Here is a 12,291-nt window from a genome sequence, read left to right as displayed (position 1 = left end):
CCATGAAAATGCTTTTAAAATACGACGTGAACATTCAGAAAACTCTAATTCTACTTTTTGTAGTGACTTTATTCACCGTAATGGCTATGGGACAAGATTTTATATTAATCGTATTGATTATTGAATTTTTTCTGATCGCCATTTTTCAGTATTCCCTGAATTTAATAAAATTTAATAGTAAAAAATATGTACAAACCGATTCAAGGAAAGTGTATATTTTTCTTTCAACGTACGTGGTGATTGGTTTTTTAACGTGGCTTTGCCTAATATCATTGGATATCCGTGATAATAGCGGTAACATTAAGGATATTTTTGAACTAATGATGATGTCATGGCTTTTTCTTTCTCCCATCCTGATGATACAGTCGCTCCTGATAAGTTTTTTTGATTTTAAAAACACTCATTCTAACCATCTGAATCATGAAAACACTTAAAAATCATACCTTAATCTACGATAACGAATGCCCGATGTGCAACATCTATTCTAAAGGTTTCATTAAATCGGGAATGTTGGATGAAAATGGAAGAGAAGCCTTTACAGATATGAGTTTAAGGAATAAAAACCTGATTGATTTTCATCGTGCAAAAAACGAAATCGCATTAGTCGATCATGAAAAAAGTAAAGTGATTTACGGATTGGATAGTTTATTATTAATTATCGGAAATTCATTTCCATTGTTAGCAAAAATTGCTAGAATAAAGCCTTTCTACTGGTTTTTTAAAAAGCTGTATTCCTTTGTTTCTTACAACAGAAAACAGATTATCCCTTCAAAAAAAGATAATACGGAAGAAGCCTGCATTCCGGATTTTAATTTAAAATATAGGTTAGCTTACCTTGCTTTTGTTGTGATTTTTTCAGGATATGTTTTGAGTATATTTTCAACAAAATTAGGATTGGGATCAACTCAGAATTTTTGGAGAGAATTTACAATCTGTATCGGACAAATCATTTGGCAGACTGTATTTTTAAAATTTTATTTAAAAGACAAAATATGGAATTACCTCGGAAATATGATGACTGTTTCTCTGATCGGAACTTTACTTTTAATTCCCGCTTTATTTTTAAATCTAAATCCGGTTTCTTCAATAATTTATTTTGGAATCGTTGTATTCATTATGTTTCTGGAACACATTCGAAGATGTAAAATATTAAAATTAAACTTCCTTCCTACATTTTCCTGGATGATTTTCAGAACCACAGTTTTAATTACTTTAATCTTATTAAACAAATAAAAACAACAAAGAGTCCCGAAGGGACGACCTTCTAAAGGATAGGATGAAATCCTATCGCCGACAACACAACAACACAACAACATCAACAACACATCAACATCAACAACAACAACAACAACAACAAATCACCAACAATAAATCAAGATCAACTAACAACCAAAAACCGTCAACTATAAAACCAACTGATGTCAAAAATAATTTTAAACACAACCATCAAAGCCGATATCCAGGTCGTTTTCGATTTATCAAGAGACATCGATTTGCATCAAAAATCAACTTCTAAAACGAACGAAAAGGCAATAGCAGGAAGAACTTCCGGACTCATTGAAGAAGGAGAATCCGTCACTTGGAGAGCAAAACATCTAGGCGTCTATCAAACATTAACCACGAAAATTATCATTATGAATAAACCTTATCATTTCACCGATGTTATGCAGAAAGGGGCTTTTAAATCGATGAAACATCAGCATATTTTCAGACAGGAAGGTAAAAACACAATCATGACAGATATTCTTGAATTCGAATCACCTTTCGGAATGATCGGAAAAATCTTCAACACAATCTATCTTAAAAATTATATGAAAAAATTCCTATTAGAACGAAATAAATTAATTAAAAAAACCGCAGAATCAATAATGAGTCCTGAAGGGACGATTTAAACCAGGATATGATGAAATCCTATTAAAAACAAAACCCATCAACTAACAACAAACAACCAAAACAATGAAATTCCTAAAAGCCGAATGGCGAAAATTAGCCATCATCAACTACGAAATCAATCCAGAAATCTTAGAAAAATACCTTCCAAAAGGTACAGAACTGGACTTCTATCAAGGAAAATGTTATGTAAGTTTAGTTGGATTTATGTTTTTAAACACCAAATTACTGGGACTTCCAATTCCCTTTCACAGAAACTTTGAAGAAGTGAATTTAAGATTTTATGTAAAGAAAAAAGAAGGAGATGAATGGAAAAGAGGGGTAGTTTTCATAAAAGAAATTGTTCCAAAACCGTCTTTAAGTTTTATTGCCAATTCAGTTTACAAAGAACATTATAAAACCATGCCGATGAAAAATAAAATTCATCAAAAAGGCGAAGAATTGTTAATAAAATATTCTTGGAAAGATAAAACCTGGCATTCTATAGAAATCACTGCGGAAAATGTACCTTTAAAAATGGAAAGCAATTCAGAATTTGAATTCATTACCGAACATTATTACGGTTTCACAAAAAAAGAAAATAAAACTTCAGAATATGAAGTCTGTCATCCAAAATGGGAGTATTATGTAGTCAAAAATCATCAGCTTGAAATAGATTTTCAAACAGTCTACGGAAATGATTTTGAATGTTTAAATCATCAAAAACCCATCTCTGTCATGCTCGCAGAAGGTTCTGAAATTGAAGTGAAAATGAAGAAGTATCTCAAGAACCAAATAAAAAGAACCAAGTAAAAAGTCATTCATAGACTTTTAAAACATTTAGCATTCGCAATGTCATGCTGAGCCTGTCGAAGCATCTCATATTTAAATCCATCAACCATCAACTAAATACCATCAACCAAATGAAAATAATCATTGCAGCCGGAACAGGTTTTTTAGGCAAGAATTTAGAAAAATACTTTACAGAAAAAGGAAATCAGGTTTATATTTTAACCAGAAATCCAAAACGTGAAAATGAAATATACTGGAATGCAAAAACGTTGGGCGAATGGAAAAATGTGCTTGAAAATGCTGATGTTTTAATCAATCTAACAGGAAAATCTGTCGATTGCCGATATACGGAAAAGAACAAAAAAGAAATTTACAATTCAAGAATTGAAAGTACAAAAGTTCTTCAACAGGCAATCGATGAGTGTGTCAATAAGCCTAAAATTTGGTTGAATGCAAGTTCGGCGACTATTTATGTTCATTCAGAAACTCATTTAAATACAGAAGAAAACGGAATTATTGGCGACGATTTTTCGATGAATATCTGCAAAAGCTGGGAAAAAGAATTTTTTAAAGTAAAAACAGAAAATGTGCGGAAAGTTGCTTTAAGAACTTCCATCGTTTTAGGAAATAACGGTGGCGCTTTTCCAAAACTGAAAATGATCACAAGATTAGGGTTAGGCGGAAAACAGGGAAGCGGAAATCAGAATGTTAGCTGGATTCATATTGACGACTTCTGCAGAGCAGTTGAATTTATAATTGACAATGAAAATATTTCAGGAGAAATCAACGTAACGGCTCCAAATCCTTTGTCTAATGAAGATTTTATGCGAAAATTAAGAAAAGAAATGAAAATTCCGTTAGGATTGAATACTCCTGTCTGGCAACTGGAAATTGCCTCTATATTTTTAAAAAGTGAAACAGAATTATTACTGAAAAGCCGAAATGTTTATCCTCAGAAATTAATAAAAAGTAGCTTTGAATTTACTTATTCAAATATTGAATCTGCATTTAATGATTTGATTTAAAAATAGAAAAATAAACGGAATTAGAAACCCACGCAACAGAAAATCTTCGATTTTCAAAACTAATGTGTTCTTCTATAAAGTGTGATAATAATCTTAAATTCTAATGTGTTTTAATCTTTTGTGTCTTTTGTGGTTAAAATTTTCAGTTTAAGCATTAAATTAGCAAAAACTAAACTTAATGCTCATCAAGCCAAAAACGAAAACCTTATTTCTTTCATCATTACTCATATCAACCACTTTTTTTTCACAGGCTCACAACGTTTCAGAAGGCTATCAAAAACCTACAGATCCACTTGTTGTCCAAAATCTTGAAAACTGGCAGGATTTAAAATTCGGGCTTTTTATGCATTGGGGAACGTACAGTCAATGGGGAATTGTGGAAAGCTGGAGCCTTTGCCCGGAAGATGAATCATGGACTCAAAGAAAACCTGAACACGGAAAATCTTACTACGAATACGTTAAAAACTATGAAAATCTTCAGACGACTTTCAATCCGACTCAGTTCAATCCTCAGAAATGGGCAGATGCGGTGAAAAAAGCGGGAATGAAATATGTGGTATTTACAACAAAGCATCACGATGGTTTTGCCATGTTTGATACACAACAGTCTGATTATAAAATTACTTCTTCAAAAACACCTTTTTCTAAAAATCCAAAAGCCGATGTAACGAAAGAAATTTTCAATACCTTCCGAAAAGAGGGTTTTAAAATTGGTGCTTATTTCTCAAAACCTGATTGGCACTCCGACGATTATTGGTGGTCCTATTTTCCTCCAAAAGACCGAAATGTAAACTACGACCCGAAGAAATACCCGGAAAAATGGAACAGTTTCAAAAATTTCACCTTTAATCAACTGAACGAAATTACTTCAAACTATGGTAAAATAGATATTCTTTGGTTAGATGGAGGTTGGGTTCGCCCATTTAACACGATCGATCAGAATGTTGAATGGCAAAGAACCATCAAGGTTGAACAGGATATCGACATGGATAAAATAGGAACGATGGCCAGGAAAAATCAACCCGGAATTATTATTGTAGACCGAACGGTTCCCGGAAAATGGGAAAACTATGTCACTCCAGAACAGGCCGTTCCTGAAAAAGCACTTTCGATTCCGTGGGAAAGCTGTATCACGATGGGCGATTCGTTTTCGTATGTTCCCAATGACAATTATAAATCGTCTCAGAAAATCATTGAAACTTTAGTCAAAATCATTTCAAGAGGAGGGAATTATCTGATGAATATTGCTCCCGGACCCAACGGAGATTATGATCCGATAGTGTATGAAAGGTTAAATGAAATTTCAGGTTGGATAGATAAAAATCAGTCTGCGGTTTTTGCGACGAGAAGTGTTGCACCTTACCACGACGGAAATTTTTATTACACCCAAAGCAAAGACGGAAAAACGGTGAATATTTTTCATTTAGATGATCAGTCAAATTATCAATCTCCATCCACATTAAATTTTACAGTTCCGGATAATTTTAAGCCGAAATCATTAAAAGTTTTAGGATTATCAAACAAAATTCAATGGAAAAAGACAGGAAATTCAATTGAAATTCATTTACCTAAAGAAAGAAATCAGTTAAAATATTCAACCGTAATTCAAATTACACAATAGTTCAAATTGTGGACTACTTTTATATCAAAAAACGACATAGGAAATCGGAGCGTTAAGAAAATTAAAATTTAATCCGTTAAGAAATTCCCATTGTTTGAAGCGCGACACAAATATTGAAACGAAGAGCAAATATTGAATTCGCGCAAGTTTTGGGAATTTTAGGATTAAATTTTAATTTTTAGCGTAGAGTTCCAAGTCTTGAACTTTTAGTTCTTTTGTTTCAAGACAAAAGAACAATAATTAAATCAAAATATTTATGTTCTTAAAATTTCGTTTTAAAATCATAGCAATTTCATTATTGAGCACAACATGTATTACAGCTCAAAAACCACTATACAAAGACCCAAAACAACCTGTAGAAGCCAGACTTCAGGATTTATTAAAACGCATGACTCCCGAAGAAAAATTCTGGCAATGCTTCATGATTCCCGGAGATTTGGATAACGTCTCGAAAGGTCAATATGCTCACGGAATTTTCGGTTTGCAGGTAAGTGCGGGAAATCAGGGTGGCGGAGTTGCCGGACAATTGTTGAAATATAATGCAAATGAAGAGGCGGAAAGGCTGGCAAAAAAAATAAACGCCATTCAGAAATATTTCGTGGAAGAATCCCGGTTGGGAATCCCAATTATCCCTTTTGATGAAGCTTTGCACGGATTAATGCGTGAAGGAGCAACCGCTTTTCCACAAGCAATCGGTTTGTCAGCAACCTTCAATCCTCAATTGATGAAAGAAGTATCGACAGCAATTGCAAAAGAATCGAAGTTGAGAGGAATCCGTCAGATTTTGGCTCCGGTTGTGAATTTGGCAAGTGATGTTCGATGGGGAAGAACGGAGGAAACGTATGGCGAAGATCCATTTTTAACTTCTGTGATGGGTGTGAATTTCGCCAGTTCTTTTGAAAATCAGGGAATTATTACAACTCCGAAACATTTTTTAGCGAATGTTGGTGAAGGTGGGAGAGATTCATATCCAATTCACTGGAGCAAAAGATATTTGGAAGAAACGCATTTGATTCCTTTTCAAAAAGCCTTTAATCAAGGAAAAAGTCGTTCGGTGATGACTTCTTATAATTTATTGGATGGAAGACCTTCAACAGCAAATCATTGGTTATTGACTGAAAAACTAAAAAAAGAATGGAATTTCAAAGGTTTTGTCATCAGCGATGCGAGTGCGGTTGGCGGAGCAAACGTTTTGCATTTTACGGCAAAAGATTATGATGATGCTTCTGCACAGGCAATTAATGCGGGACTTGATGTGATTTTCCAGACAGAATATCAGCATTATAAATTATTTATTCCTCCGTTTTTGGATGGAAGAATTTCAAAAGAAAGAATTGATGATGCGGTAGCTAGAGTTTTGAGAGCAAAATTTGAGCTCGGTTTGTTTGAGAATCCTTACATTTCTAATAAAGATATCGATGAATTAAAGAAAATTAACAATAAACCTTTGGCGGAAAAAGCGGCCATTGAATCTTTTGTTTTGCTTCAAAATAACAATAAAACACTTCCGATTTCTGAAAATTATAAAAAGATTTTGGTGGTTGGAACTGATGCTGTCGATGCAAGATTGGGAGGTTATTCAGGGCCGGGAAATAAAAAGGTGAGTATTGTGGATGAAATTAAAAATTTCGTTAAAAATAAAAATATTGAAGTCAAATATTCAAAAGGAATTGACTGGAATTTGAAGCAATTTGTAACAGTTCCGACCGAATTTTTGTCTTCCGAAAATCAAAAAGGACTAAAAGGAAATTATTATTCCAATTCAGATTTAAAAGGAAATCCGGCTTTTGAAAAACACGACGAACAATTAAATTTCAAATGGACTTTATATTCTCCAAATCCTGAAAAATTACAGGCAGATAATTACAGCATTCGCTGGACAGGAAAACTGGAATCTCCGGATTCGGGAAAATATCAATTAGGACTCCGTGGAAATGACGGTTTCAGATTATATGTAAACGGTAAATTATTGATTGACAATTGGGAAAAGCTGAGCTATTCAACCAAAACTGCCGAAATTGATTTTGTTAAAAGTCAAAAATATGACATCATTGTGGAATTCCACGAAAGCAGGGGAGAAGCCAACATCGAACTGATCTGGAATTACGGTTTAAATGACCATCAGAAAGATTTTGATGAAGCATTAAAACTCGCTCAAAATGCAGATTATATCATCGTTACCGCCGGAATTCATGAAGGTGAATTTCAGGATCGTTCTTCGCTGAGTTTGCCCGGAAATCAGGAGAAATTTATTCAGGAAGTTTCAAAACTAAATAAGCCGACAACGGTTGTCTTGGTTGGAGGTTCCGCCATAAAAACTACGGATTGGAAAGATAAAGTCGGAGCAATTTTAGATGTTTGGTATCCCGGAGAAGAAGGCGGAAATGCTGTCGCAAAAGTGCTTTTTGGTGCAGAAAATCCTTCGGGAAAATTGCCGATTACATTCCCGATTGAAGAAGGACAATTACCTTTGGCATACAATCATCATCCGACAGGCAGAGGAAATGATTATTATGATTTAAGTGGCGAACCGTTATATCCATTTGGTTTTGGACTGAGTTACACGACTTTCGAAATTTCTGATTTACAATTAAATCAATCCAAATATGCTGAAAATGATACAATCATCGCAAAGGTCAATGTAAAAAACACAGGCTCAAAGGCCGGAAGTGAAGTTGTTCAGTTATATGTAAAAGATTTATTAGCTTCAGTTTCGAGACCAATTATTGAGTTGAAAGGTTTTCATAAAGTATTTTTAAAGCCAGTAGAATCAAAACAAATTTCGATTGAAATTCCTGTGAAAGAATTACAGTTTTTGGATGAGAAAATGAACTGGACTGTTGAAAAAGGAACGTACAGGATTTTTGTAGGAAATTCTTCTAAAAATCTTCCTTTAAAACAGAATATTGAAGTAGAATAGACTTGCGTTAAAAAAGAGTTAATTATAAATGGGTGAGAATTATGGTACAATATCTGTAATGTTTACTTCCAAACCAATGTTTTTAATGAAACATTCTAAAAAGTAAATGTCATGAAAAAGTTTTTAATATCGACAATTTTATTGATAGCTTTATCAACGAGTGCTTTTGCGCAACAAAGACCGCCTGCACCTCCGCATCCTTCGAAAACGCAGCTATATAACAGTAAGCTGAATGAATTGAATAAAAGGTACAATACTGAAAAGAAATTAATTACGAATCACCCTGTAGCAACCAAAAAAATGAAACAGGACCAGCTAAGAGCTTTAAATGAAAGATATCAGAATGAAAAACGTTTGCTAAAAGCTGCTAAATAGATGTAGGGATGAACATTTCAATAGCAGTTTGTTTTTACGAAATTTTTAATTTAAAATAAAATTTATTGAAAGAGAATGCTTCTTGTATTCTCTTTTTTATTTAAAATGAATAAAAAATGTCATAATCATGCATTCTCAGATGAATTATCAGAAATGCGCTTCATCCAATATTTTTCCTTAAATTCGCATAAAAATTTTAAACTAATGAATTACGATATTATTGTCATCGGAAGTGGTCCTGGTGGATATGTTACTGCAATCAGAGCGGCACAGTTGGGTTTCAAAACTGCAATTATCGAGAAAGAAAATTTAGGGGGAATTTGCCTTAACTGGGGATGTATTCCAACTAAAGCTTTGTTGAAGTCGGCTCAGGTTTTTCATTATATTAACCATGCTGAAGATTATGGTTTGAATAAAGTGGAAGGAAGTTTTGAATTTCCGAACGTAATTCAGAGAAGCCGTGGAGTTGCCAACAAAATGAGCAAAGGGATTGAATTCCTGATGAAAAAAAATAAAATCGATGTTATTTTAGGAACGGCTAAAGTACAGAAAGGTAAAAAAGTCTCTGTTACGGATAAAGACGGAAAAGTAACCGAATATACAGGTACTCACATCATTATCGCAACGGGAGCACGTTCCAGAGAATTACCGAACTTGCCACAAGACGGTAAAAAAGTGATAGGATACAGACAGGCATTATCTCTTCCTGAGCAGCCAAAATCTATGATCGTTGTAGGTTCCGGAGCGATTGGGGTTGAGTTTGCTGATTTCTATAACACAATGGGTACAAAAGTAACGGTTGTTGAATTTATGCCAAATATCGTTCCTGTAGAAGACGAAGAAATCTCTAAACACTTAGAGAAATCTCTAAAAAAATCAGGTATCGAAATTATGACCAATGCTTCTGTAGAAAGCGTTGATACAAGTGGAGAAGGTGTAAAAGCTACAGTAAAAACGGCTAAAGGAAACATCGTTCTTGAAGCTGATATTTTACTTTCTGCTGTCGGAATCGCTGCAAACATCGAGAACATTGGTCTTGAAGAAGTGGGAATTCAGACAGATAAAGGAAGAGTTTTGGTCAACGAATGGTACGAAACTTCAGTTCCTGGATATTACGCAATCGGAGATTTGATTCCTACTCAAGCTTTGGCACACGTTGCTTCTGCGGAAGGGATTACTTGTGTTGAGAAAATCAAAGGACTTCACGTTGAGAAAATCGACTATGGCAATATTCCTGGATGTACATACTGTCACCCTGAAGTGGCTTCTGTTGGTCTTACAGAAAAGCAGGCTAAAGAAAAAGGATACGACATCAAAGTGGGTAAATTCCCTCTTTCTGCAAGTGGAAAAGCTACTGCAAATGGAAATACAGATGGTTTCATCAAAGTTATTTTCGATGCTAAATATGGTGAGTGGTTAGGTTGCCACATGATCGGAGAAGGGGTTACAGATATGGTTGCTGAAGCTGTTGTTGCCAGAAAACTAGAAACGACTGGTCACGAAATCATCAAATCTATTCACCCGCACCCGACAGTTTCTGAAGCAATTATGGAAGCTGCTGCTGCTGCTTACGGAGAAGTGATTCACATTTAATTTGAGATAATCAATTTTAAATATATTAAAACCGCAGATTTTGTCTGTGGTTTTTTCTTTTTTAATCAGTTTAAACTTTTTATTTTCAAAATTTGTCATTCCGTAGGAATCTAAGCAATGATTTTAAATTGAATATCTAAAAAATGGGTGTGGATTCCTACGGAATGACAAACTCGGGTAATATTTTTCTAATGCTTAAATAAGCGACGACGACCCTAGCCCCGATTGTAACGGCATCCTTTTGTATAGCGAAGCGAAACAAAAGATATAGTGAAAAGCGGGAAAAAGCTTCAAATAGAAAATTAAAATTGCTTTTCGATGTAATCAAATTACTCCTAAAAAAAGTTTAACAAGTTTAATTTAATCTCACTTATTTTCTTAATTTTAGCCACTTAATAAAATACAAATTAAAATAAACTATGTTTAAAAAATTAGCTGCGGAAGCATTAGGTTTAGGAGATATTGGTAAAATTATTCCTTCTCAGGATTATGATAAAGTAGATTCGGACGATTATATTTTATCAGAAGATAATGAGAAAATTTTCTTTTTGATTAAATCTAAAAGAGACGAATATTGCTTCACCAACAGAGCTTTGATACACATTGACGGAGCCAGTGCTATCGACAGGAAAAGAGTTTTGAGAAGATACGAATATTATCAGTTTCCTTTTTCAAATGTAGTTTTGCAGACTGCAGGAACGATAGATCTTGATGTTGAGATCTCGTTCAATATCGGCAATGTTCCTTTAATGATCAGTGTTGCAAAAGGCCAGGTTGATCAGTTAAAAGACCTGTATAAAGCACTTTTGGCGATTCAGCAAGTGGTTCACCATAACCATTCGTTATTGAATTTTTCTAATGACAGTATACAGAAAGCAATTGGAAGCATTGCATCAGGAAAACAGGAAAATGTTGCGAAAAGCCAAGAATTAAAGGCGATTAATGAATATGTTTTTGCCTGGAATACCAATAGTTTCGACAGATATAATCAGAAAGATTTTTCTGCAATTTTTGAGAAATATATTAATAATTAATAATTGCTCTTTAAATACTGAACCACAGATTTCGTCTGTGGTTTTCTTTTTAAATAATTAACAAAATATTTAGAATAATTAAATACCATATTCAGCGAGGTTTTCTTACATTTATTCAATGAACTTTGAAAAAACAGGATTGGTTTTATCGGGTGGCGGTACTAAAGGTATTGCACATGCCGGAGTTTTAAAATTTCTTAGTGAACAGAATATTGATGTGGATGTTCTGGCTTGCTGCAGTGCCGGTTCTATTGTGGGCTGTCTTTATGCTATTGGCAAAAAACCTGAAGAAATTTTAGACTTCTTTCAGTCGGTATATTTTTTCAACTGGAAGCATTTTACGTTTAATCAGCCCGGATTGGTTTCGTCTGTCATTTTTAATAATTACCTGAAACCGATTTTTCGTGATATGAAAATTGGTGATTTAGAAAAAGAAGTAAAAATTGTAGCCACAGAATTAGTCGCAGGAACAGAAAAGATTTTTGATAAAGATTTTTTGGTAACCGATGCCATCATTGCTTCATGCTCAATTCCGGGAATTACAACACCTTATATTTTGGGAGAAGAAATGTATTGTGATGGGGGAGTTTTGAATAATTTCCCTGCAGATATTATTCGTGATGATTGCGATAAATTGATTGGTGTTTTTGTTTCGCCGCCGCATGATATTAAAATCAACGATTTAAAGTCCATTAAGGCAATTGTATCAAGGTCTTATGATTTGCTCTCATATCGAATTGAAAAGATTAAATTTGAGCATTGTGACTGGTTTATTTCATCACAGGATTTATCGAGCTACGGAACCTTCGAAAGAAAAAAAGACCGGTTAGAACAAATTTTCAATATCGGATATCGTGCAGCGAAAGAAAGCTTTGCAGAAAGCAATTATTTTACACAACTGAAACAATTAGGCTCATAAAGAAAAAACTCTCACTTTGGACTGCCCCCAAAAAGTTAGACACTTTTTAGGGGCATTTTATTTATGGGAATATCAAAATATAGTTTATCATTTAAGTTGAGTTGCATTGAAAGAATTGCAAAACATAATCTTTCGGTGCACTC

Annotated in this window: 11 protein-coding genes; all 11 read left to right on the top strand. The window is 34.0% G+C overall.

Annotated features, from left to right (window positions below):
• The first annotated feature begins 2 nt into the window (after window positions 1–2).
• The 11 genes from ACR1PN_RS17680 (at window position 3) to ACR1PN_RS17630 (ending at window position 12,148) form a co-directional block, all read left to right on the top strand.
• Window positions 3–434, top strand: coding sequence for a hypothetical protein (locus tag ACR1PN_RS17680; protein ID WP_433981102.1), 432 nt, complete (start codon window positions 3–5; stop codon window positions 432–434).
• The gene (locus ACR1PN_RS17675) at window positions 421–1,233 is read left to right on the top strand and encodes a DCC1-like thiol-disulfide oxidoreductase family protein (protein ID WP_433981101.1); all 813 of its coding nucleotides are present in this window, start codon (window positions 421–423) and stop codon (window positions 1,231–1,233) included. The genes ACR1PN_RS17680 and ACR1PN_RS17675 overlap by 14 nt, the downstream gene beginning before the upstream one ends.
• Window positions 1,234–1,418: 185 nt before the next feature.
• Window positions 1,419–1,892 carry an SRPBCC family protein gene (locus ACR1PN_RS17670; protein ID WP_433981100.1) on the top strand — a complete coding sequence of 158 codons (474 nt, stop codon included), beginning with the start codon at window positions 1,419–1,421 and terminating at the stop codon, window positions 1,890–1,892.
• Between the two features lie 64 nt (window positions 1,893–1,956).
• A complete protein-coding gene (locus ACR1PN_RS17665; RefSeq protein WP_433981099.1) occupies window positions 1,957–2,682 on the top strand; it encodes a YqjF family protein in 726 nt (241 codons plus the stop codon).
• 110 nt (window positions 2,683–2,792) lie between these two features.
• Window positions 2,793–3,686 carry a TIGR01777 family oxidoreductase gene (locus ACR1PN_RS17660; RefSeq protein ID WP_433981098.1) on the top strand — a complete coding sequence of 298 codons (894 nt, stop codon included), beginning with the start codon at window positions 2,793–2,795 and terminating at the stop codon, window positions 3,684–3,686.
• 178 nt (window positions 3,687–3,864) lie between these two features.
• On the top strand, window positions 3,865–5,307 hold the full coding sequence (locus tag ACR1PN_RS17655; RefSeq protein ID WP_433981097.1) for an alpha-L-fucosidase: 1,443 nt from the start codon (window positions 3,865–3,867) through the stop codon (window positions 5,305–5,307).
• A 256-nt stretch (window positions 5,308–5,563) separates the two neighbouring features.
• Window positions 5,564–8,227, top strand: a complete 2,664-nt coding sequence (locus tag ACR1PN_RS17650) for a glycoside hydrolase family 3 N-terminal domain-containing protein (protein ID WP_433981096.1) — start codon at window positions 5,564–5,566, stop codon at window positions 8,225–8,227.
• 111 nt (window positions 8,228–8,338) lie between these two features.
• A complete protein-coding gene (locus tag ACR1PN_RS17645; protein ID WP_433981095.1) occupies window positions 8,339–8,602 on the top strand; it encodes a hypothetical protein in 264 nt (87 codons plus the stop codon).
• 204 nt (window positions 8,603–8,806) lie between these two features.
• Window positions 8,807–10,195: a dihydrolipoyl dehydrogenase gene (lpdA, locus tag ACR1PN_RS17640; RefSeq protein WP_433981094.1), complete on the top strand. Its 1,389-nt coding sequence runs from the start codon at window positions 8,807–8,809 to the stop codon at window positions 10,193–10,195.
• Window positions 10,196–10,614: 419 nt separating this feature from the next.
• Window positions 10,615–11,229 (top strand): PH domain-containing protein, encoded by a 615-nt coding sequence (locus tag ACR1PN_RS17635; RefSeq protein ID WP_378180459.1) that lies wholly within the window; start codon window positions 10,615–10,617, stop codon window positions 11,227–11,229.
• Window positions 11,230–11,347: 118 nt separating this feature from the next.
• Window positions 11,348–12,148, top strand: coding sequence for a patatin-like phospholipase family protein (locus ACR1PN_RS17630; RefSeq protein WP_433981093.1), 801 nt, complete (start codon window positions 11,348–11,350; stop codon window positions 12,146–12,148).
• Window positions 12,149–12,291 lie beyond the last annotated feature (143 nt).

Origin of the sequence: Chryseobacterium sp. RLHN22 (assembly GCF_051011795.1) — a bacterium.
Classification (GTDB): domain Bacteria; phylum Bacteroidota; class Bacteroidia; order Flavobacteriales; family Weeksellaceae; genus Chryseobacterium; species Chryseobacterium zhengzhouense.
This window is presented reverse-complemented; position numbering and strand designations above follow the sequence as displayed.

What these genes read in the sequence shown, in the direction of transcription:
- ACR1PN_RS17680 (WP_433981102.1), top strand. Translation starts at nt 3, where the DNA reads ATGAAAATGCTTTTAAAATACGACGTGAACATTCAGAAAACTCTAATT.
- ACR1PN_RS17675 (WP_433981101.1), top strand. Translation starts at nt 421, where the DNA reads ATGAAAACACTTAAAAATCATACCTTAATCTACGATAACGAATGCCCG.
- ACR1PN_RS17670 (WP_433981100.1), top strand. Translation starts at nt 1,419, where the DNA reads ATGTCAAAAATAATTTTAAACACAACCATCAAAGCCGATATCCAGGTC.
- ACR1PN_RS17665 (WP_433981099.1), top strand. Translation starts at nt 1,957, where the DNA reads ATGAAATTCCTAAAAGCCGAATGGCGAAAATTAGCCATCATCAACTAC.
- ACR1PN_RS17660 (WP_433981098.1), top strand. Translation starts at nt 2,793, where the DNA reads ATGAAAATAATCATTGCAGCCGGAACAGGTTTTTTAGGCAAGAATTTA.
- ACR1PN_RS17655 (WP_433981097.1), top strand. Translation starts at nt 3,865, where the DNA reads ATGCTCATCAAGCCAAAAACGAAAACCTTATTTCTTTCATCATTACTC.
- ACR1PN_RS17650 (WP_433981096.1), top strand. Translation starts at nt 5,564, where the DNA reads ATGTTCTTAAAATTTCGTTTTAAAATCATAGCAATTTCATTATTGAGC.
- ACR1PN_RS17645 (WP_433981095.1), top strand. Translation starts at nt 8,339, where the DNA reads ATGAAAAAGTTTTTAATATCGACAATTTTATTGATAGCTTTATCAACG.
- lpdA (WP_433981094.1), top strand. Translation starts at nt 8,807, where the DNA reads ATGAATTACGATATTATTGTCATCGGAAGTGGTCCTGGTGGATATGTT.
- ACR1PN_RS17635 (WP_378180459.1), top strand. Translation starts at nt 10,615, where the DNA reads ATGTTTAAAAAATTAGCTGCGGAAGCATTAGGTTTAGGAGATATTGGT.
- ACR1PN_RS17630 (WP_433981093.1), top strand. Translation starts at nt 11,348, where the DNA reads ATGAACTTTGAAAAAACAGGATTGGTTTTATCGGGTGGCGGTACTAAA.